Annotated in this window: 16 protein-coding genes and 4 pseudogenes; 9 read left to right on the top strand and 11 right to left on the bottom strand. The window is 38.7% G+C overall.

The genetic code is table 11. The features are described from left to right. Positions 1–39: 39 nt before the first annotated feature. A complete protein-coding gene (locus tag FTU34_RS11385; protein ID WP_180035744.1) occupies positions 40–1,404 on the bottom strand; it encodes an alpha/beta hydrolase-fold protein in 1,365 nt (454 codons plus the stop codon). 227 nt (positions 1,405–1,631) lie between these two features. Between FTU34_RS11385 and FTU34_RS11390 the strand changes: the two are divergent. Continuing rightward, a pseudogene (locus tag FTU34_RS11390) lies at positions 1,632–2,337 on the top strand (SGNH/GDSL hydrolase family protein). A gap of 39 nt (positions 2,338–2,376) precedes the next feature. Next, a complete protein-coding gene (locus FTU34_RS11395) occupies positions 2,377–2,985 on the top strand; it encodes a uracil-DNA glycosylase family protein (protein ID WP_180035745.1) in 609 nt (202 codons plus the stop codon). A gap of 40 nt (positions 2,986–3,025) precedes the next feature. On the opposite strand, the pseudogene FTU34_RS11400 reads toward FTU34_RS11395, so the two are convergent. Both FTU34_RS11400 and FTU34_RS11405 read right to left on the bottom strand, forming a co-directional pair. After that, positions 3,026–3,516: pseudogene (locus tag FTU34_RS11400) on the bottom strand (pyridoxamine 5'-phosphate oxidase family protein). Between the two features lie 132 nt (positions 3,517–3,648). Continuing rightward, positions 3,649–4,508, bottom strand: a pseudogene (locus tag FTU34_RS11405) (DMT family transporter). Between the two features lie 253 nt (positions 4,509–4,761). Here FTU34_RS11405 and FTU34_RS11410 point away from each other — a divergent pair. Beyond that, positions 4,762–6,153: pseudogene (locus tag FTU34_RS11410) on the top strand (PLP-dependent aminotransferase family protein). Between the two features lie 74 nt (positions 6,154–6,227). Here the strand turns inward: FTU34_RS11410 and FTU34_RS11415 are convergent. Next, positions 6,228–6,665, bottom strand: coding sequence for a hypothetical protein (locus FTU34_RS11415; RefSeq protein WP_180035746.1), 438 nt, complete (start codon positions 6,663–6,665; stop codon positions 6,228–6,230). Positions 6,666–6,803: 138 nt separating this feature from the next. On the opposite strand from FTU34_RS11415, the gene FTU34_RS11420 reads away from it, so the two are divergent. Further along, positions 6,804–7,493: a class I SAM-dependent methyltransferase gene (locus tag FTU34_RS11420; RefSeq protein ID WP_218948585.1), complete on the top strand. Its 690-nt coding sequence runs from the start codon at positions 6,804–6,806 to the stop codon at positions 7,491–7,493. A 71-nt stretch (positions 7,494–7,564) separates the two neighbouring features. On the opposite strand, the gene FTU34_RS11425 is transcribed toward FTU34_RS11420, so the two are convergent. Next, positions 7,565–9,121 carry a phospholipase D family protein gene (locus FTU34_RS11425; RefSeq protein ID WP_180035747.1) on the bottom strand — a complete coding sequence of 519 codons (1,557 nt, stop codon included), beginning with the start codon at positions 9,119–9,121 and terminating at the stop codon, positions 7,565–7,567. Between the two features lie 125 nt (positions 9,122–9,246). Between FTU34_RS11425 and FTU34_RS11430 the strand changes: the two genes are divergently transcribed. The 3 genes from FTU34_RS11430 to FTU34_RS11440 all read left to right on the top strand — a co-directional run bounded on the left by FTU34_RS11430 (position 9,247) and on the right by FTU34_RS11440 (position 12,878). Beyond that, positions 9,247–10,362 carry an S-(hydroxymethyl)glutathione dehydrogenase/class III alcohol dehydrogenase gene (locus FTU34_RS11430; protein ID WP_180035748.1) on the top strand — a complete coding sequence of 372 codons (1,116 nt, stop codon included), beginning with the start codon at positions 9,247–9,249 and terminating at the stop codon, positions 10,360–10,362. A 291-nt stretch (positions 10,363–10,653) separates the two neighbouring features. Next, on the top strand, positions 10,654–11,673 hold the full coding sequence (locus tag FTU34_RS11435) for a flavin reductase family protein (protein WP_180035749.1): 1,020 nt from the start codon (positions 10,654–10,656) through the stop codon (positions 11,671–11,673). Positions 11,674–11,708: 35 nt separating this feature from the next. Beyond that, positions 11,709–12,878 (top strand): acyl-CoA desaturase, encoded by a 1,170-nt coding sequence (locus tag FTU34_RS11440; RefSeq protein WP_180035750.1) that lies wholly within the window; start codon positions 11,709–11,711, stop codon positions 12,876–12,878. A gap of 122 nt (positions 12,879–13,000) precedes the next feature. On the opposite strand, the gene FTU34_RS11445 is transcribed toward FTU34_RS11440, so the two are convergent. Next, a complete protein-coding gene (locus tag FTU34_RS11445) occupies positions 13,001–14,584 on the bottom strand; it encodes an ATP-binding cassette domain-containing protein (RefSeq protein ID WP_180035751.1) in 1,584 nt (527 codons plus the stop codon). A gap of 700 nt (positions 14,585–15,284) precedes the next feature. Between FTU34_RS11445 and FTU34_RS11450 the strand changes: the two genes are divergently transcribed. Then, a complete protein-coding gene (locus FTU34_RS11450) occupies positions 15,285–16,367 on the top strand; it encodes a 3-deoxy-7-phosphoheptulonate synthase (protein ID WP_180035752.1) in 1,083 nt (360 codons plus the stop codon). 270 nt (positions 16,368–16,637) lie between these two features. After that, positions 16,638–17,828, top strand: a complete 1,191-nt coding sequence (locus FTU34_RS11455; RefSeq protein WP_180035753.1) for a PilT/PilU family type 4a pilus ATPase — start codon at positions 16,638–16,640, stop codon at positions 17,826–17,828. Between the two features lie 97 nt (positions 17,829–17,925). Here the strand turns inward: FTU34_RS11455 and gcvH are convergent, their stop codons facing one another. The 5 genes from gcvH to FTU34_RS11480 all read right to left on the bottom strand — a co-directional run bounded on the left by gcvH (position 17,926) and on the right by FTU34_RS11480 (position 22,922). After that, positions 17,926–18,300, bottom strand: coding sequence for a glycine cleavage system protein GcvH (gene gcvH, locus FTU34_RS11460; protein ID WP_078193810.1), 375 nt, complete (start codon positions 18,298–18,300; stop codon positions 17,926–17,928). Positions 18,301–18,372: 72 nt separating this feature from the next. Continuing rightward, complete coding sequence (locus FTU34_RS11465) at positions 18,373–19,401, bottom strand: AraC family transcriptional regulator (protein ID WP_078190954.1); 1,029 nt, start codon at positions 19,399–19,401, stop codon at positions 18,373–18,375. A 149-nt stretch (positions 19,402–19,550) separates the two neighbouring features. After that, positions 19,551–20,000, bottom strand: a complete 450-nt coding sequence (locus tag FTU34_RS11470) for a MaoC family dehydratase (protein ID WP_180035754.1) — start codon at positions 19,998–20,000, stop codon at positions 19,551–19,553. Next, on the bottom strand, positions 19,978–21,852 hold the full coding sequence (locus FTU34_RS11475; protein ID WP_180035755.1) for an ABC transporter ATP-binding protein: 1,875 nt from the start codon (positions 21,850–21,852) through the stop codon (positions 19,978–19,980). The genes FTU34_RS11470 and FTU34_RS11475 overlap by 23 nt, the downstream gene beginning before the upstream one ends. Positions 21,853–21,947: 95 nt before the next feature. Then, entirely contained in the window at positions 21,948–22,922 is a 975-nt protein-coding gene (locus FTU34_RS11480) for a GGDEF domain-containing protein (protein ID WP_180035756.1), read from the bottom strand. Positions 22,923–23,101: the final 179 nt, after the last annotated feature.

A 23,101-nucleotide genomic window follows, 5' to 3' on the forward strand; every position in this document is an offset into this window, starting at 1 on the left:
CTCAATTGAGGGCTTTTTTATGATCTAAACTTTTATAAATTACTTGTGTGCAAAAAAATGCTTGAGCGCATCTTGCAAGGCAACTTGCCATACCGCGTAGGAATGTCCGCCTATATACGATTGGTAATGTACATCATGACCTTTATTTTTTAAGTCGGCTGCAACAATAGGCGAAGTCTCTAAAATACTCAGTTCATTATTATTGCGTGAGCTTTCATAACTATTAGCAGTAATAAACCAATGCTGTTTAGGTTGTGAGGTTTTATCACGAATGATTTTACTCATGCCATTAGGGAGGTCTGTCGGCGCATTTTGCCACCAAAATGATCCAGATAACGGTACGACATGACTAATTTGATTTGGATTTTCTAAGGCTAAATAAGCTGAACTTAAACCGCCAAGACTTGACCCAAGTAGTACCGTTTTCTTCGAATCGACTTTTGCAGGTGCATTTTTTTGAATCCAAGGCATCAGTTCATCACTAAAAAATGCTGAAAATTTTGCATTAGGTGTTAATTCTTTAGGTCGTTCCTGATCATTCGGTGGAGAAACAAATATGGCTTGAATTGGCGGTAACTGACCTTGCTCAACTAATATATCTAATGCCTTTGGCACATTCAGCAACTCGTTATATTGCTGACCATCAAAAAATATAGCGGTGATATAGCTTTGATTTTTCTTAGCTTTAGATTGGTAAATTTGGATTTTACGTGAGTTATTCAAAATTTTGCTGTCTAGAACAAACTCTTGTAATTGGGGCTGTTTAACATTTGGATATTGTTTTGGATCAATAAAAGGCGGGGCATCTTTAAGCGCCACTAAATTTTCATTACGCAAGCCTGATGTGTCATCACTTGCGAGATAAGTGTTTTTGTTGAAAGGATCGATGCGTTGTACTTGTATCACAGCACGACGCTGCATTCTTGATTCTTTAAGTTTAGGATTCAGATGCGGACAATAATTTGACAGATAACCTTCTAAGTTCGGTAAGTCGACAGCAAAGCTATAACTGCCAATATAACGATGATCAATAATCGATTCTTTAAACCAAATATCGGTATTTGGTAGGCGTGTTAACCATTCATGGTCATTACTCGGGCCACCAATAAGACGAACATTATGCTGCGCACCTTTCCATAAGAAAACTATGCGGCTATGTTGTTCATCATAGTTTTCGATGATTGGTGTACCCATAAGCTCTACACGCTTCCAAAAATCTTCTAGTATTTGAGCATGTTGTTTTGGATTTTGATTTAACTGATGTTGTAGTTTTAGTAATATTTGGCTTTGCGCTTTGACATCTTCACATGCAGCAGCATAGGGGAAATGTTTTTTTTCTGTTGTATCGGTTAAAGCGGGTGAATTTTGAGTTTGGGCAAAAGCAGAAGAAACAGCAATGCTCATAGAGCAAGCTAAAAAAAGTGGGGAAAGTTTTTTCATTGAAATAATAAAATAGGTAGGATGAAAACTCATAAATGATAATCATTATTAATATAAAAAACTAGCAATATGCCGCAGAATGGTGCTTTTAAAAAAAGAAAATGTAGAAAAATAACAATAGAGTCAATGCTTTGTTTTTTAAACTAATTAAAATAATGCAGTCGACAAGCTCTCAATCATTGCTAAATATTATGCTACTCAAAGTATCAACACTGCTGCTGTTACCTGCATTACTGATCCAAGGTTACCGTGTGAAAAAAAATACACCACGTTTAGCAGAACCGATGGGAGAACGTTGTGGGATGAGTGGTCAGGGTAATCGACCATTATCGGTATTAATACTAGGTGATTCAGCGGCAGCAGGTGTCGGCGTCGAGCATCAGTCGGATGCGCTATTGGGACAATTGCTTAAAATTTTATCGCCTGATTATCAAGTTCACTTTTGCCTTGAAGCCACAACGGGGCGTAACAGCCAGCAAATCATCAATGCTTTGGACAATGTCACAACGCAGAACTTTGATGTCGTGATCAGCTCTGTTGGTGTCAATGATGTCACAGCATTAAAACAACCAGACCAGTGGTTGAAGCTCCAGCAGCGCTTATATCAAGCTGTCGAGGAAAAGTTTCAACCACAGCTATTGATCATTTCAGGTGTGCCACCAATGAATGAGTTTCCAGCTTTACCGTTTCCATTGTCATGGCTGTTTGGACAATATTCTCAGAAGATGAATGCGCTGTTAAAAAATTTTATTAAAACAAAGCCTAATTGAATACGATTTACAAGAATATCGTGAAAAAAATTTACAAATGGCAAAAGACGGCTTTCACCCGAGCAAAGAAATTTATCAGTTATGGGCTGAAAAAATAGCAAAACAAATCACTGAACAATTTTCATAGACATTTTATGATTCAACCACTGGGCGAAGTTAAATTTACATGAGCAAAGATATTTCAGACGTGAATCCGCAAATTGAAACGCATCCATTAGCGCCATTTTTGCCATCAAATGGGAAACTCTTGATGCTAGGGAGTTTTCCACCACCCAAAACACGCTGGAAAATGGATTTTTACTATCCAAATTTCCAAAATGACATGTGGAAAATCTTTGGCCTATGTTTTTTTCAGGATAAAAATCATTTTCTCAATCTAGAGAGCAAAACTTTTAAAGAACAGCTCATTCGAGATTTTTTAAATGAAACAGGCATAGGCATTTTTGATACGGCCTATCAAGTGATTCGTTTAAAAGGCAATGCATCAGACAAGTTTTTACATATCTATCAGCCAACCGATATTACGAAGCTACTTCAAAAAATGCCGAATTGTCACAGTATTATGACGACGGGAGACAAAGCGACTGATACTTTGATGCTCTCGATGCCAGAAAATACTGAAAAACCACACATTGGGCATGCTGTTCGTACCGAATTTGCAGGCAGAAATTTGACTTTATATCGTATGCCGTCTTCATCTAGGGCTTATCCACTGGCACTTGAAAAAAAAGCCGAAGCGTATAGTAAATTATTTAAAGAAATTGACTTACTATAAGAAAGCTTGGGGTGTAATCTTTTATCAATGGTTGCTTTCCTTAGAAAGATGATTTAGGCATCATTGCAGGATATTGTACCCATTTGAAGTCATGTACAGAAAAATCACGCACTTGATGAAAATTATTCCAAATTAGGCGGCTACCTTTAGTCCATTTTAATGCCTTAATTCTTTGTTGAACCAAAGCGAATTCTGTTTCACTTGCTGGCCGTAACTCACCAATTTCAGCATATAGGCGTATCCCTGGATATTCTTGGAATTGACCATTGATTAATGATTTTAGCCAAAAGACTTTGCTGCTATCGCTTGTATGCAGGCTTTTGGATTCATTGTTAAATTATCCCGCAGTGACGCTGAATAAGTATCAAAGAAGAAACCTGAAAAGGTTGATTCATGTAAAAATAAAGTGCCAATTGGGGTGATTGTTGGTTGGTAATTTTGATCAACCGTAGCAATCGAGCAATGCATAGACGCACGTTGGGCATTTGCAACGACTTTACGAATTTGTGTCCAATTCTGATGATTCATGATTTTGCCTTTTTTATTATTGTCTATGCATATCACTCTATCAGAGTTTTTCACTATTTTTGTGCTAAACAATGGCAATGAACTGGTCATTCATGCCACTGTATTTGCTTTAAAATTAGGCAATTTAAAAAATATTTAAGCGTACTTTTTAGCTAGAACAACACAGCTCACTACAGCTAAAGATACCGCAATCATCAGTAGGCTAATCTGTTCATTTAATAATACGGCGCACAGCATAAGGCCAATAAAGGGCTGTACTAGCTGGATTTGACCGACTTTGGCAATTCCACCCAAAGCTAAGCCTTTGTACCAAAAAAAGAAGCCGATTAACATGCTGAACAATGACACATACGCTAAGCCAATATATGCGCTGAGAGGAATATGTTGAAAATCGTTTGGGAAATAGAGCCAGCAGAGTGGCAGCATCAGTGGCAAAGCAATGATTAAAGCCCAGCAAATGACCTGCCATCCACCTAAAGCTCTAGACAGTACGCCACCTTCGGCATAGCCCAATCCGCAGAGCAGAACAGCAATAATTATATAGATGTCACCGAGAGAAATTCCTTTAACACCAGAAAGATGACTAAAGCACTGCCTGCACCTGCAAACAGCCAAAAGGCATTTTTAGGCATTTCTTTGGCACGTAGCACTGCAAAAAAAGCCGTGGCCAATAGTAGTAAAGCTACAAAAATTAAAGAGTGAGCCGCAGTTTCTGTTTGTAAAGCCAGTGCCGTAAATAATGGAAAACCAATGACAACACCTGTTGAAACAATACATAAGGATTTAATTTGCAGCATAGATGGCATAGGCTGCTTTAAAACCAATAAAAGTATCAATGCTAAAATAGCTGCAATACAGGCGCGAGCGCCTGTCAGAAATTCGGGGCTAAAGCCTTGAACGGCAACACGGGTTGCAGGCATAGAACCTGCAAAAATAACAACGCCAATAAAACCGTTGAGCCAGCCCTGATGAACTTCTTTGAGGTCAAATTGCATGTTCATTCCATATTTTTGGTCTAAAGATATGTAATAAAATTTATACCGTACTGTATGACTGAAATAGATACAGTCAAATACAATTAAAAAGAACTGTTATGGATAAAATACCCATACAATTTGCATCTATAGCCATCTTTGAAGAAGCTGTAAAGCCAAGATTTAGAACGATTAATAGACTGAACTGTCAATTAATAAGTTCAAAGTGTGTCGTAATATTTCACTAAAGCAGCATGAATAAGGAAATGAAAAGATGACAAAAATAGAATGGGTCATGCAGCAAGTCCAAACACTGATCGATCAGAAACAGCTTTCTGAAGGCTGCCGCATTCCTTCGGTACGTCAATTTTCCCAACAGTTGGGCTGTTCGGTTTCAACTGTTGTAGAAGCCTATGCACGGTTGGTCAGTAGCGGTGTATTGGAGTCAAGAATTGGAGCTGGCTATTATGTCTGCAAACGTTCTACTGCAAATGTTTTATTAAATGAGCATGCTATTGAATATAACCGAGAGGTCGATCCGTTGTGGATTTCACGCCAATCGCTAGATGCTCATGAAGGTATGCTGATTCCCGGTTGCGGCTGGCTGCCAAAAGAATGGATGCCAGAGCAGACTTTACGTAAAGCCTTAAAAACGGCTGCTAAATCTGATAGCAGTTTCTTAATAGATTATACGGCGCCACACGGTCATACAAATTTACGCCGCTATATTGCTCGTAAAGGTGAGGTTTATGATGTAATGCTTAATTTGAAGCAGATTTTCATTAGTGATTCTGCAACACATTCTATTGATCTGATTTTTCGGCATTTACTTAAAACTGGTGATACGGTTCTGATCGATGATCCATGTTACTTTAATTTTAGGGCACTGATTAAGGCACATGGGCTGAATTACATTACAGTACCGTATGGCAAAAATGGTCCAGATGTAGAAGTATTTAAGCAAGTGCTGCAGTTTCAGCCCAAAATCTATTTAACCAACTCAGGCATACACAACCCAACTGGTGCAGCACTTTCTATGCAAACGGCATTTGAAATTGCTAAATTGGCAGAGCAAAGTGGATTAATAATCGTTGAAGATGATATTTTTGCCGAATTTGAGTATCTACATGCGCCACGTTATTTAACTTTACTGGGTTTAAAGTAAGTAATTCAAATTGGCAGTTTTACTAAAACGCTTTCTGCTGCGGTGCGCTGTGGTTATATCATTGCTCACGAATCAATAATTGATCAGCTGATTGATTTGAATATTGCAACCCATTTTAATACCAGTCATTTAAATGCAGAGATTATTTATCAAGCCCTTATGGACAGTAGTTATTTAAGGCATATTGAATGGGTCAAAAAACAGCTACAAAAACACATGATGGATACCATAAAGAAACTTGCAGATCTAGACATTCATCCAGTCGTTATGCCCAAAGCTGGCATTTTTTTATGGTGTCAATTACCTGCAAATATTGATGCAGCACAGCTATCAAAAAGCTGTTTGACGCATGGTATCATTCTTGCACCAGGCAATTCATTCAGCTCAGCACAGAACGCAGGGCAATGCATGCGTTTTAATGTCGCGCAGTGCATCGACAAAAAAGTATTTGATGTTTTGCAGCAGTGTCTGAATGAGCTGAAATTGCAAGATACAGCTTAACTAAAAAATGATGCAGATTTCAGGTCTGTGATTGATTACCTTTTTTAAGGCCAAACAGTTTTTCAGGCGAGGCATTAGCCATCATATTCAACATAATCCCAAAGGTTTAAACGCGCTTTAATTTCTTTGCGAATATGAGGCAGCATAGGCAGTAAAGTGCCATCGATCCATAAACTCAGAGTCTGGGATGAAACTTTTTTGTTTGCATCATCTACAATTTGCGCGCCTTTCACGATCACCAAAGTTTCTTCGCTAGCTGCAGTTTCAATGCCTTTAAATAAAAGCTGTAATTCATGACCTGTATCTTGAATTAACCATTCCAACTCAATTTGAATATTGTGATTAGATTTAAGTACAGCTTGGCCTTCAATTATGTCATTGTCAGATAAGCAGTCATGCTCAACCCGAACTTTCGACAAAAACCATTCTTGATGACCAAGTTCAGGAAGTGTCGTAAAAGGCGTTAAAATATCACTTAAATTAAATTGGCGGCTTAAATCAAAAAATTGCATTAGAAAACTTTAGGGGGAGATAAAACAAAATAAGCGGTGGATGTTAAAGCATCATCAAGTGTGAGTAAAACCTTTGCTTTTATTGAGATATTTTATGTATAAATAGCATTCAATCTATCTAAATTAAGTCTAAGATAAATGAATTGCGAAAATAATATTCACATAAATGATGTGCACAGCCCCATAGACTTAAAAGATCCAATCGAAGCTAAACAATGGGCCGCTGAAGTGAATCTTAAACGACCGTGGCGTTATGACATCTTTCAAATGTATGTCGACTCTATTTTGGCTTTAAACCCGAATGCGCACGTGCTTGAACTCGGTTCAGGCCCAGGCTATTTGGCAGAGTTTTTAATCAATCATTGTCCAAATATAGATTACACAGCATTTGATTTTTCCGAAGCTATGCATGACTTGGCAAAAGGAAAACTAAGTGCAGCGCAACGCTTAAAATGTAATTTTATAACAGGGGATTTCAAACAATCTGCTTGGGAAGAATCACTTCACTTCAATCAAAACAGCACCTTTGATGTGATTATTATTCATCAGGCCTTACATGAATTGAGGCATAAGGCGTATGCAGCAGAGTTTCATCGGACTGTAAAAACGTTGTTAAACACACAAGGCGTGTATTTTGTATGTGATCATTTATATGCACCACATGCACAGCAAAATCATGAGTTGTATATGTCAGTTGAGGAACATTTAGCCGCGCTGAAAGCAGCCAATTATGGCCAAGTGGAATGTCTGGGTGAAGTCAATGGTTTGGTTCTTTTCAAAAGCCAGCACTCATATGAACGAGACAGACTAAGACCGTTTTTGACTTGATCGAACTTATCAGATTATTTCAATAAATAGCCTCGACGAGGGCAATTCAATCATTTAGCAGTACGTTGTCATTACATCATCCATTCAATCGGGAGGTATGACACTGCTTTTATACTAAATCGTTGGAATCGAGTTGTTTCAGGTTCATGGGTATAGGTTTTGGTTTTTCCATTTTTTTGATGCTCTAACCAAATGATTTCGCCGTTTTCATCCAGTTTTAATTCATACGCAATTTGCGGTAAATATTGGTTTAATGCGGCAGAAATATCGTTTTGTAATCGATCAGACTTAACGACAAGGCCAACTTCCGAATTTAAATTTGCGGAACGTGGATCAAAGTTAAATGATCCAATAAACACCATTCCGTCGATATCGAAAAATTTTGCATGCAAACTAGAGGCATTTTTGCCTTTTGCGGGGATGATATTTCCAGTTATGACCTCATACCATGTGCGTTTTGAACGCTCTATATAAGGTTTAAATTCATATAATTTCACGCCATTTTCGAGTAAGTCTTTGCGATATTTCTGATAAAACGCATGAACGACAGCGACGTCATTGGCTAAAAATGAATTGGTTAACACACGGACTTCTACATTTTTACCTGCAAGACCCGTCAGAAAGTCAGTGCCTTGTTGCGTGGGAACAAAATAAGCTGAAACCAATTCCATGCGTTCCTTGGGCTGTCCCATCAAGGTCGAAAATTGGTTATAAATTAATTCTTGCTCTTTAGCCTCACCACGAATTTTATTCGGACTATCCGCAATGAAATGTGCTTCGGCCCAATTCACCGGTCTTAGTTTAAGCTGAGCCGCCAGTTGTTGCTGTGCATAGTTAATGCGCTGTTGATCTTTAGTCAACGTTGTAGAGTTTTCTTGGTACGTTTGTCTTAATTGATTTAAGTCTTCTTTTGTACCTGCACCAATCCATTGCTGAACAGAATAACTTAAATCATCATTCCAAAAGTTCAAAAACACTTGATTGGCTTGTTGAATGGCTTCCCCATAGAAAAGGATGTCCAAATCTGTAAATTGAAAACTTTCACTGGCATCAAAATATTCATTACTGATGTTACGACCACCAGTTACGCCTATAAAACCATCGGCAACAATTAATTTATTATGCATACGATGGTTAATGTGCTTTAAGCGAAATGCATAATCAATGACACGTAATTTTCTGAATTTATAGGGATTAAACAGTTTGATTGAAATGTTGGGATGAGCTGAAAGGGATTGTAAGGTCGGATCGAGTTTCGTCCCGTTTTGATCATCAATTAGTAGCCTTACTTTTACCCCACGGTCAGCGGCATGCAGTAATTCTTGAAACATCAGATTCCCAATAGCATCATTTTCCCAAATATAATATTGCAAATCGATGGTGTATTTTGCGTTTCGAATCAAATGCAGGCGAGATGCAATACTTAAGAAGGCATCATCTAAGGCTAAATAAGCCGTTTGTTTTTGTTGTAATTTTTCTAAATCCGTAGCAGACGTAATCCATTTTTCTGCATGTGATTGTATAGGGACATCTTTTTTTGACTGATTGCTAGGTAAGCTGCATCCAGTTAATAGGCTGATCGAAACAGTTAAACCGACAGTACAACTTATTTCACGTAATTGTATCATTCGAATAGCATTAATCATTCCTTGAAAAATTCATCATAACATCATGTTTTAAGGTTGTATCTAGGCTTAAAAAGAGGTTACTGTAACTCATCTGTTAATATAAGCCATACAGGATGTTTTTAGACATGAAATCACGTGCAGCCGTTGCTTTTGGACCGGGTCAGCCTTTAGAAATTGTTGAAATTGATGTGGCACCACCTAAAGCAGGTGAGGTTTTAGTCAAAATTAGCCATACAGGTGTGTGTCATACAGATGCATTTACATTGTCAGGTGATGATCCTGAAGGCGTATTTCCAGCAATTTTAGGGCATGAAGGTGCAGGTGTTGTGGTTGAAGTCGGTGAAGGTGTGACTTCAGTGCAACCGGGTGATCATGTTATTCCGCTTTATACTGCAGAATGTGGTGAATGTTTATTCTGTAAATCGGGTAAAACGAATCTTTGTGTATCTGTACGAGCGACACAAGGCAAAGGTTTAATGCCGGATGGCACAACACGTTTTTCTTATAATGGTCAGCCGATTTATCACTATATGGGCTGTTCAACATTCTCTGAATATACTGTGGTTGCAGAAGTGTCTTTGGCAAAAATTAACCCTGATGCGAACCATGAGCATGTGTGTTTGTTGGGTTGCGGTGTAACTACAGGCTTAGGTGCAGTTAAAAACACCGCTAAAGTTCAGGAAGGTGACTCAGTTGCAGTCTTTGGTTTAGGTGGTATTGGTTTGGCTGTGGTACAAGGTGCTAAAAAAGCCAAAGCAGGTCGTATCATTGCGGTAGATACCAATCCTGACAAATTCAAACTGGCTGAAGAATTTGGCGCTACAGATTTTGTTAATCCAAAAGATTATGATCGTCCAGTTCAAGAAGTGATTGTAGAAATGACAGGCTGGGGCGTCGACCATTCATTTGAATGTATTGGCAATACCAATGTGATGCGCTCTGCTTTGGAATGTGCTCACCGTGGTTGGGGTCAATCTGTGATTATTGGTGTGGCAGGTGCAGGTCAAGAAATTTCAACCCGTCCATTCCAATTGGTTACAGGTCGTACTTGGAAAGGCACTGCTTTCGGTGGTGTTAAAGGTCGTTCACAATTACCGGGTATGGTAGAAGAAGCCATGTCAGGCGAGATCAAACTTGAACCATTCGTGACCCATACCATGGGGCTGGATAAAATCAATGAAGCCTTTGATTTAATGCATGAAGGTAAATCAATTCGCTCTGTTGTACATTTTGAAGATTAAACTTTGATTTAAATATTTTTGATTAAACGACTAATCATTTAAATATTAATGCGTTAATTTGTACTGTTTTAAAAACTAGGCTTTGGCCTAGTTTTTTTATTTGTGTCGTTATAACAAATCAAAACTTTAAATTAGGATTTGCAAAAAGTGACAGATTGTTAGACATAAAATGATAAAAAATGCCAAATGATAGATTTTGTCCCGAATTCACATGGTGGGAAATTAGCACTAAACATAAGGTAAGCATAATTTAAAAACAGATGTATATTAATGCATTATCCGAGGCAAAAAATGACAACTACAAGTTACAAGCCTGAGTGGATTCGGGAAGATTTTATTGATTTTATTGCAGAAAAATTTGATGCAATTTGGGCCTACAAACGTGTAAAAGCACAATTGGTTAAATCACGTTGTGTGGGAATCGGGTTTTATGAACTGAGTTTTTTAGCGAATCACAACTTTAAAGTAGCAAACTATCGACCAGGCCAATGTGTTCTGGTGACAGTGGTCAAAGATGGTGTACGTCATCAACGTAGCTATAGCATCGTCGAAATCAATACATCAGGTCATGTGGTGATTGCAGTTAAACAGCAAGGCAAAGTGTCCAATTGCCTGACGCAATTAAAAACAGGTGATGTTGTTGAATTATCGCAACCGCAAGGTGAGTTTGGCCTAAAGCTAAATTCGGATCGACCAATTTTACTGCTTGCTTCAGGTAGTGGTATTACCTCAATCATGACTTTGTTTAAACAAGCGATTCAGCTTGGGCGTACGGTTGACCTGATTTACTTCAATCGAGATGATGCGTATTTGGATGAATTGATTCAACTAGCGAAGCAATTAAACCATGCACACTTACATGCGATTAATACGCTGAAAACTAAATTACATATCTCACCAGAGGTGCTAAACCACATGGTCCCCGATTTTAAGCAGCGAGATTGCTATGCCTGTGGTGCAGCACCAATGATGCAAAGCATTGAACAACTGTATCGTGAGTTTAAGCTTTCAGAATATTTAAATACTGAATATTTTCAGATGATTGCTGATGATTCAGTGCCTGCTCAACCTGTCACTTTTAGTTTAGCCCAACAAGATTTTTTAGCAGAAGGTAACTTACTTGAAAGTGCTGAAAAAGCCGGTTTAAAACCTGCGCATGGTTGTCGGATGGGTATTTGTAATACTTGTTCGTGTACGAAATTGCAGGGTTCAGTGAAAAACTTACTTACTGGCGAAATCGATCATGCGAATAACACACAAATCAAATTATGTGTCTCTCAGGCAATTTCACCTGTACGTATTCAACTCTAACCCAAGCCGCATAAAAACAAATCAGGGGCATCATCATGAATCAATCGATATATATTCGTCCGAATAGTAAGTCACGTTATTTATCACCCGAACAAACTGCTGAATTTGGTGAAAAAGTCGAGCAAATACGACGTGAAATCATGCAGAGTGTAGGTGAAAAAGATGTAGAGTATATTTATAAAATTCGCAATTTTGTCCGTTATAGCGAGATTGCTTCTCGTGGCATGTTGATGTTTGCAGGTTGGATTCCACCAGTTTGGTTAATGGGTACGGGTTTATTGGGTATTTCTAAAATCGTAGAGAACATGGAACTCGGTCATAATGTGATGCATGGTCAGTTTGATTGGTTAAATGACCCGAGTTTAAATGGTGCTAATTATGATTGGGATACCATTGCCACAGGTCAAGACTGGAAATATACCCATAACTATGTGCATCATACCTATACCAATATTGTGGGGATGGACCATGATGTCGGTTATGGTTTAATTCGTGTGAGTGAATCGCAAAAGTGGGAGCCACGTTTCCTTTTCAATATTCCACTGGCAGCCCAACTCATGGTTTTCTTTGAGTGGTATGTCGGCATTCAACGTTTACATTTAGAAGATGTTATTGCGTATAAAACCAAAACTTGGAAAGATGTATGGCATGAAGCAGCCGATGTGCGTCAGAAAATTAAGCGCCAAGTGATTAAAGATTATGTATTTTTCCCGCTTATTGCAGGTCCCAATGCGATTCCTGTATTTGCAGGAAATGCTGTAGCCAACGTGATTCGTAGCTTATGGGCTTCAGCTGTCATCTTTAATGGCCATTTTACAGAAGATGCGGAAAACTTTGAGATGGATAATACCGAAAATGAAACTCGAGCAGAGTGGTATCTCCGTCAAATTCGTGGCTCAAGTAATTTTAGTGGAACACAATGGTTGCATATACTCAGTGGTAATTTGAGTCACCAAATTGAACACCATTTATTCCCAGATATGCCTGCAAACCGCTATGCAGAAGCCGCACCTAAAATTAAAGCACTCTGTGAGGAATATGGTATTCACTACAACGAAGCCAGTTTTATCAAACAGTTTGCCAGCGTTTGGGTTCGACTCGCGAAATGTTCAGTGCCAAATGACTGGCGTGCCGAGCTTAAGGAACGTTCAGCTTCACTTCAGCAGCGCCTTAAACAAAAAATCATGAAGAAAATCGGGTGTTAAAATACAGTATTGTTTAGCAATATTGCCCTTAATGCTTCCAATGGATGATTTCTAAAGCATTAAATTCGCCAAAGTAGCGTTCATCTACTTTGGCTTTTTTAGATATATCTAGCGAGCGAGAGTTATTCAACTAATTGCACGCTATTCTGAATGCCACAAGATTCTAAAAAATATGCATCATGTGAAACGAGGATCACTGCACCTGTATAATGCTGAATGGCTTGAGCCAATAACATTCTAGACTCTATATCTAAGTGATTTTCAGGTTCATCTAACAATAAAAGCTCAATATTCGGTGTTAAATAATTTAAGCCCAACAAGGTCACTTTTAAACGCTCACCACCACTTAAACAGTGAAATGGCAGTTCCGCTTTTTGACCTCGGATTCTAAGTTGACCGAGTTGATTACGCCATTCCGTTGACGAAACCTCAGGATTAAACTTTGCCAAACTGTCCAAAACACTCAGTTCAGGTGATAAATCACTCAAGTTTTGGTCTAAATACAGGGTATGCACAGACAAAAACGTTTCATGGCTAGACTGTGATGTGGTCTGACTCAAATACTTTAGAAATGTAGATTTACCAATACCATTTTTTCCTTTTAAATGAATTTTTTCACCTGCCTGTAAGGCCAAGTCGAAAGGCTGGTGCTGAGATGTTTTGCGATGAAAATGTTTAACTCTTAAGATTTCTCCTGTTTTTTCAGCGTGATGTTGAAAAACGAATAGCTGCTCTTTGACATGCTCAAGTTGTTGCTGTGACTGAATCAGTTGAGATCTCTTTTCTTCCAATTGCTTTTGCTGTTGCGTTTGAACTGAAGCGAGGCTTTGACCGGCTTGTTCCTTTTTAAAATCGAGTAACACTTTGGCTTGGGTGCTTGACTTGCGTAGGACACGCCCTTGTTGTTCTCGTTTTTGCGCTTTCAGCTGTGTTTCGTGTTGCTGTAATTTGAGTTGTTTTAACTCACGCTGATTCTGCATAGCATTACGCTGTAAGGCTTTATTTTTCAGATCATTTTGTTGAACGTAGTCTTCATAGTTTCCAGTAACATGACTGAGTCCAAACTCATTTAAAGCATAGATATGCTCTACATGTTGCAGCAATCCTCGATCATGACTGACGACGAATGCACCCGCAGGATGGTTTTTTAAACGATCGATGAGCCATATACGTGAAGATGCATCTAAATGGTTACTAGGTTCATCCAAAAGTAAATAATGGTCAGTTTTTAAAAATAATGCACACAAAGCCAATTTGGTTTTTTGACCTTCACTCAGCTGAGCGACTGGGAAATTTAAACCTGTTGGTAGTGAAGCTTGTTTAAGTTGTTGCTGCAATAGTGCAGGACGGTGCCACTGGTTTTCAGTCAGCTCATAGTCTTCAAAACTGGCATTGCCTATTTCGATATGTTGAAATGCGTTATATAAATCTTCTACACCGATTGCAGAAGCAATCGTGTCTGCTTCTAGTCGAGAAAATTGTGATAAATAGGCATGTGGTACATTCCATGAAATTTCCCCTTCATAGGGGAGATCTTTCAGATTTTGCGCATGTAAGATTTTAAGGATGCAGGACTTTCCTAAACCATTGCGACCAATACATGCCGAAAGCTGTTGTTGATTGAGGTTAAATTTCAGGTTTTTAAAAAGTGTTTTAGAAGGAAATTCCAAGCTTAATTTGGAAATTGTACAAGCCGTTTGAGTCATAGATGCACCTTGCGATAGCAAAGATGTGCAAAACAAATAACTAATTTTATTCTATAAAAAAGACAATATTGGTGAAAATGCAGTCGAAGTCATTAGCCATGTGTTTGCACATCAAAAAAATGGATTTGATGATGAAAAAAACAGGGCTTACTTCATTGGCAAATACTCGAATTAAAAATAAATGGAAAAAAGCTTTAAACAGCCTAATGTTGTGCAGTCTAATAAATGTTTATTTATTAATCAATACATCAAATTTTAAAAATAGTTCGCAATTATTGACTGTAGCGTTATTTAATACAACAAAATAGCAAAAAACTATTGTCAAACCGATGAATACAGCGTATTTTAATTTTCAGACAGATACTTTTTGATGAAATCAAGATGTTAAAGCAACCTTTAATCTCAAACGCATATTATTACTTCTGGCAGTTTAGATAATTGCCTGAACGCGTTCGGGCATGAAAAAGGTTGCCCACCAAGTTTATACCTGATCGGCAACCCTGATCAGGTTTTTTTATGTCTTGATTTTTATAATATTTTTGGAGAAATCTCATGTTTACAGTAAATAATTCATATTTTAGCAACGGTTATTGGTTTTACTTTAGTCAGTCTATGTCTAAAGCCTTGAAGTCCCAAAGTCCCATAACGCTCAGATAAAAGATCGGACTGTTTATACGTACAGTCCAAAGGAATAGAACCAATGAATGCGCTAAATACAGCTTTACAACAAACTCAAAATTCAGAAATTCAGAAATCTACACGGCCAAAAGAAACGCTTTTGAGCTTGCCACATCAACTGAAACAACAATTACCTTTATCAGTTCATGCTGCAGAACAAATTGCTGCACATCGTGCAACTATTCAAAATATTTTGACAGGTCTAGACCCGCGTCTAATGATTATTACCGGTCCATGTTCAATCCATGATCCGATTGCTGCGTTGGAATATGCTGAAAAATTAAAACAATTGCAGGCACAGGTTTCAGATCAAATTTTTCTTGTGATGCGCGCATACATTGAGAAACCACGTACTACAGTGGGCTGGAAAGGCTATATGTATGACCCAAGTTTAGATGGATCATCTAATATGCAGTTGGGCTTAGAAAAATCACGTGAGCTGTACTTACAAATTATTGAAATGGGTTTGCCAATTGCCTCTGAAATTTTAAGCCCAATGGCGACGGGTTATTTTGATGACCTTTTGGCTTGGGGTGCAATCGGTGCGCGTACCAGCGAATCACAAATTCATCGTGAAATCTCGAGTCATATGCCATACAGCATCGGTTTCAAAAACGGAACAGATGGCTCAATCCAAATTGCTTTAGATGCCATTCAATCTGCTTCGCATCCACACCAGTTTTTAGGTATGAGTCAAGCCGGCCTACCGTGTATTTTAGAATCCGTTGGCAACCCGCAAGCACATTTGATTTTACGTGGTTCTAATACAGGTCCAAATTATAGTTTGGCTGAAATAGACAAAATTCGCAGTAAAGCAAAAGGCGATTTACCAGCTTTAGTGATCGATTGTAGTCATGGTAATAGCCATAAAGATCCAATGAAGCAACCTGAAGTATTACGCACAATTGTTGCGGAGCGTGAGCATACCCAAGTGCGTGGTGTGATGTTAGAAAGTCATTTAGTGGATGGTAATCAAAAAATTAGTTGTGACATGACTTATGGTCAGTCTGTAACAGATGGATGCTTAGGTTGGGACAAAACCATTGATTTGATTCAACAGGTTGCGAATGAACTTCGTGCATCACAAATCAAACGTAGTGCTTAACAATCCAGAGCATACTCAGTCTGAATTGATTTAGCCCAAAGCCTTAGAATATTGATTGTTCTAAGGCTTTTATTTTGAAATTTACTTTATTGTAAACTGTGATGTAAAAATTGAAATATGGCCCATATTTTAAAATATATACTGATAATTCAGTATTTTATGTTTGAGTGAGTCACACTTTTTATGCACAATAATGTCTAAGCCCAATACAGCGCCAGAAATAATGACAATCTGTGCTTGGGTGTTTGAAATTTTATATTGGGGAAGTTGATGTACACTGCTGAATTGCTGGAAGAAGCACGCCGTTTTATGTTCCACATGTTAACAAAAGTAGTTGAATATGGTGGTTCTGATTTATTTATTACGGCAGATTTTCCACCAAGTATTAAACATCAAGGCATGATGAAACCCTTTGGGCAGCAAGAGCTTGATGCTGAGAAAACAAAGCTTTTCGCCTATAGTCTGATGAATGAGAAGCAGCGCAAAGAGTTTGAAACAGAATTAGAATGTAACTTTGCGATTAGTGTGCCAAACGTTTCGCGTTTTCGTGTCAATGTATTTCAGCAACAGTTACATGTAGGCATGGTCATTCGTACCATTACCGCAGAAATTCCAAACTTTGAAAGTCTTAAATTACCGGCTTCGCTTAAGCATGTAATTATGGAAAAACGTGGTTTGGTTTTAGTGGTTGGCGGAACAGGTTCAGGGAAATCAACCTCTTTAGCGGCGCTGATTGATTATCGAAATGAAAACAGCGCAGGACATATCATCACTGTTGAAGACCCAGTGGAATATGTGCATAAGCATAAAAAATCCATGATTACGCATCGTGAGGTTGGTGTAGATAGTCATTCGTGGCATAACGCCTTAAAAAACACCCTGCGACAAGCACCAGATGTGATTTTAATCGGTGAAATTCGTGATACCGAGACTATGGAACATGCGATTGCCTTTGCTGAAACAGGTCATCTATGTTTAGGTACGCTACATTCAAATAACGCCAATCAAACCCTAGATCGAATCATTAACTTCTTCCCAGAAGAGCGAAGAAATCAATTGCTTATGGATTTATCGAGTAATATGAAAGCGATTGTTTCGCAACGGTTAATCCGGACTGAAAATGGTAAAGGACGCCGTGCAGCCGTTGAAATTATGTTAAACACACCGCTCATTTCAGATTTGATTTTGAAAGGTGAGTTTCATGAACTAAAAGCGATCATGGCAAAATCTCGTGAACTTGGGATGCAAACTTTCGACCAAGCTTTATTTGATTTATATAATGACGGCGCAATTTCTTATGAAGAGGCCTTAAGAAATGCCGATTCAACCAATGAATTACGTTTGCAAATTAAACTGAAAAGTTCACGTGCAAATGGTACTTCATCGGCAGCACAATCTTTTAGTATGGTTGAAGAAAAGAAAGAAGAACCTGAAAGTACCGAAGTTTCTGAAGAAATATAAGCTGCATATTCATACAAATGGTATATAAGCCAATTCAGCTATCATATTGAAATAAAAAAATCAGCCTGATGGCTGATTTTTTAGATATTAGAAATATTTACAGACCAGCTTCGTATTGTTCGCTGGTCAATAAAGCATCTACATCAGCCATATTGTCTGGTTTAATTTTATAAATCCAGCCTTTGCTATAAGGCGCATCGTTTACAAAATCAGGATCATCTTCAAGGTCTGGATTGACTTCAACAACCACACCAGAAACCGGTGCATGAATATCAGAAGCGGTTTTTACCGACTCGACCACACCCGCTTGTTCGCCAGCAGTGATATGTTGACCCACATCTGGTGCTTCAACATAAACTAAATCACCCAATGCGTCTTGTGCATGATCAGAAATGCCTGTAACAACAAGGTCACCTTCAATTCGCACCCATTCATGTGTACTTGCGTACTTTAAATCTGAAGGATGATTCATTGATAACTCCTTAAATCCATTAAATTCATTTTTGGCATGAGTTATACATGCTTTTTACTTAAAACAAAAGACTTATAAGTACGGATCTTTACGCCAATTGCTTGGGCTACGACCACTCCAACGCTTAAAAGCACGGCTAAAATTGGCGACATCGCTATAGCCCAATTCATCAGCAATTTGCTCTAAGGTAAAATCAGTTCGTGACAGGAGCGAAGTAGCATGACGGTAGCGAACTTCGTCAACCAATGTTGAAAATGAAGTCCCTTCGGCAGCAAGTTGGCGTTTAAGGGTTCGATCGGACATGTGTAGCCGTTCAGCAACACTTTCGATACTTAAATAGTGCTGCTCAGAGTTGGTTAAAATATCACGAACGCGCATGGCAATACGGTGACGTTCGCCCAAAGCGGAGAGTTCAGCTTCACATTGATTAATCGCGATTTGACTGGCAATCGGGTCTGCATGGACCAATTTATTGGTTAAATATTGCTTATCAAAACTAAGTAAAAGGTGTGGCTGATCAAATCTAAATTGGTGTCGTGGATATTTGGCAATAAACCGCTCAAAACCTTCAGGTTGAGGGAAATCAAAATCAATTTCACCAGCAGAATAATCCACACCGGTAATTGCTTTACCCATGCTGATCATGCCAAAAATTAAGGCAATTGAAATCTCAGTACGTAAAGGCTCAATCGTAACGTCTGTTTGTAGTTGAACAGTCGCTTTGGTTCCAAAAGTTGAGAAAAAAAGCTGTAAAAAGGGCATGCGTAACTGAATAAAACGGTTTGCCAAGACTAAGGCATCGGTTATGTCCTTCGCCGTCATGATGGCATAGCCAATAAAACCATGAATCGAGATGCGCATTTGGTTGCCTAAATGAAAACCTAATGTTGGCTCACCAGTTAAACGTAGTGCGTGCTCTACCAATTGATTGGCGATGGGTGTTGGAATACGGAAATCTGGTTCAGCCAATTGTTCGCTGTTTAATCCGAAGGGACTAAATAATGTCTCTGCAGTGTAGCCCCATCGAGAGACCACATCTAAAAGGAGCAATCCATATACTCCGGGAATACCCTGATCCTGACGGGAATTAATTGTTTTCATAGCGTTCCGTTGCAATGCGGGTTTTTCTTCTGTTCAAGCTTATATTGGCATGATTCTGTGTTGTATCCCACAAAAATTGTTGGACAAACTGACTAGGCTCAATTATTTATAGCGGCCTACCTTAGCGTTGTAAAGTAGGCCGTTAAGGATTAATTCGGTTTAAAATCTTTGGAAAAGACCACAATTTTGGTCGTAGACATATAGAGAACGTCATTGTGCTGATTGAGCGCTTGCGTAACATAGGTCACAATGCCGCGGTCTGTCTTACTTTTCGATGGAGTAATTGCTGATATTTCAACTTCTAAACGAATTTTATCACCTGGACGTGTTGGGCGCGGCCAACGCAGACTTGACTCTGAGCCAATTAAGCCATAAGCCACAGGGAAACATTCAGTCCATAAGCGCATTGTTACAGCAGCAGTATGCCAACCACTTGCCGCTAGCCCTTGAAAGATCGGGTGCTGTTGGGCTTTGAGATCGTCTGTATGAAATTCCTGAGGATCATAAGCGTTGGCAAATTTTTTTATTTCTTCAACAGTCATTTCATATTCACGACTGCTAAAGTGATCACCAACTTTAAGGTCTTCCAGATACAGCATTTTCATCTTCCTTTGATTCTACTTTATGTTGTTCTATTAAAAATCCACCGGTTTGACGCTGCCACAAGTGTGCATAAATACCATTCAAAGCGACAAGCTCTTCATGGGTGCCTTGCTCAGCAATACGTCCTTGATCCAAAACAATCAATCGGTCCATTTGCGCAATTGTTGAGAGTCGATGCGCAATGGCAATCACAGTTTTGCCTTGCATCAAATCATCTAAACTCGATTGAATCGCAGCTTCGACTTCTGAATCGAGCGCACTTGTGGCTTCATCTAAAATTAAAATCGGTGCGTCTTTTAAAAATACTCGAGCAATCGCAATACGTTGACGCTGACCACCTGATAATTTTACGCCACGTTCACCGACAAATGCGTCATAGCCACGTTGGCCACGTAAATCGATCAATTGAGGAATGAATTCATCAGCTTTCGCTTTACGCACTGCATCATACATTTCTTCATCCGTTGCATTCGGGCGGCCATATTTAATATTTTCTTCAACCGTGCGATGCAATAACGAGGTGTCTTGGGTCACCAAAGCAATATTTTTTCTTAAGCTATCTTGGGTAATATCTTCTATATTTTGGCCATCAATCGAAATACGACCATGGTTGATATCGTAAAAGTGGAGTAAAAGTTGAATTAATGTCGATTTTCCGGCACCTGAACGCCCGACTATACCGATTTTTTCACCTGGTCGAATGGTTAAATTAAATTGATTGATGACCTTTTTATCATTATAAGCAAAACTGACATCTTCAAATTTAATTTCGCCTTGCTGTACTTTTAAGTCGGTTGCATCAGCTTTGTCTTGAATATGAATTGGGCGGCCCATAGTCTTCATACCATCTTGAATTGTCCCGACATTTTCAAAAAGGGCAGACGTTTGCCACATCATAAACTCGGAAATACTACTGAGTTTTAAAATCATGGCGGTCGCTGCTGCAATGACCCCAAGCTCAGCTTGATCATCCATCCAAAGCCAAACAGCTGTTCCAAGTACACCACCATATAAAACTATGATCAGCAAATTCGTCGCGATATTGTATTTTGCTGCAAGACGCATTTGCTTATACACCGTCACCATAAACTCTTTCATAGAGGCTTTGGCATATTGGCTTTCGCGTCCTGCATGGGCAAACAATTTCACCGTTTGAATATTGGTGTAGGCATCGGTGACACGACCAGTCATTACTGCGCGTGCATTGGCTTGTTCATTTGAAATTTTGCTTAATTTTGGGATGAAATAGCATGCAGAACCAATAAATAAAGCCAGCCAAAGTAATAATGGAACAATCAACAGTGGCGATATAGCACCTAAAATCACGGTGATCGAAATCAGGTAAATGAAGACATAGGCCAACATGTCACCAAGAATAATCCAAAACTCACGTACAGCCAGTGAAGTTTGCATAACCTTGGCAGATAAACGGCCTGCAAAATCGTTATGGAAGAAATCTAAACTTTGTTTCAGTAATAAGTTATGAAATCTCCAACGTAGGCGCATTGGAAAGGTACTGTATAAAATCTGATGTTTAATAATCGTTTGAAGGCAAGAAAAGAAGATATTTGCCAATAAAATAAAGCTTAAAATGGTCAGATTCGTCTGGTGCTGCTGTAAAAAGGTTTCAGGTTGAGACTTACTGATCCAATTGACTAATTCGCCAATTTTGGAATAAAGCAGTGCTTCAAAACTCGCTACACCTGCTGTACAGAGTACCAATAACAATAGGTATTTTTTTACACCCGTCGCAGCTTGCCATACAAAGGGGAAAAATTTTGTCGGCAATGGTTTATTCAAGTCCTGTTCAGGATAAGCGTCAACTAAATTTTCAAACCATTTAAGCATGCAGATAACCTGAGAATTTTGCTGTAATTAATCTTTCTTTCTTCAGCTCTGAGTGTAATGGATTCGCTGTTTTTTCTCCATTTTGATTTGTTTATTTACTTAAAAGCTTGGCTGCAAAAGTTCATAGAATTAAAATGTACAACCCGATTACGACCTTGGCGTTTTGCTTCGTATAGAGCAATATCGGCCTGTTTAATTAACTGATCAAGTTTGGCGTGGTCAGGGTCAATTTTGGAAACACCAATGGAGATCGAAAATTTCACCAATTGACCATCCATATGAAATTGATGTTGTTCCATTTTATGTCTTAACCGTTCAGCAATTTTTAATGCATCTTCTGGGACGGTATAAGGCAAAAGTACAATAAATTCTTCACCCCCGAAACGCGCCAATATATCGTAAAAACGCATTTCTTTCCGTGCAATTTCAGCAATTTGGCATAACACTTGATCGCCGACATCATGTCCGTATTGATCATTAATCGTTTTAAAATGATCGACATCAAAAATCAAAAGACTGGTACAGACCGTCATCGGGGTTTCTTGGATTTTTTTATTTGCAGCATGTACAAATTGGCGACGATTGCTTAACTGGGTCAATTCATCCGTATGGGCAATTTTGCGCAGGGTATGAAAGTTCCAGTCATCTAGCAGCGCTCTTAGAAACGTTTTACGAGAGTTGAGCGTAGAGTTCCAGCAGATATACATACTGAACAGCAGCACACGAACGTACACCAATAAAAATATTGTAAAATCACCAAAATCATTAATGCGCCATGCGCCAAAAAGGATCGCTGCCGTGATCATGGCTGAGGTGATGATAGAAGGGCGAAAATGCACATGAATACTTAAATTACCCAATACAATCAAAATAATGGCAGCATATTGATAGCTATGAACCAGTTCATTTTTCGACTGAAGTAATATCTCAAACCAGAGGATTGCAGAAAGGCAAGTCGCTAGTGGTAATATTAAATCGAGCAATTTAATCTGTTTGATATATTTAAACAGAATATAATTCAGACTAAATGCACCAATAATTGCAATGATACGAATTACACCTGAAAGCATTTCTACGTCTGGCAGGACATAGCGATCTGCCCAAAAATAGATTAAAAAAGCCCTCTGTACACGACAAATTTCACAGAACCCTTATCCTATCAGGATTCTGCTTTCTTAAAATTGCCAAAATTTCCTTAAACTCTTCTTTTTTCCCAAAACCAATTAAACGCTGAATCGCCATTTGAACA

Origin of the sequence: Acinetobacter sp. YH12094, from assembly GCF_013419295.1 — a bacterium.
Lineage (GTDB): Bacteria > Pseudomonadota > Gammaproteobacteria > Pseudomonadales > Moraxellaceae > Acinetobacter > Acinetobacter amyesii.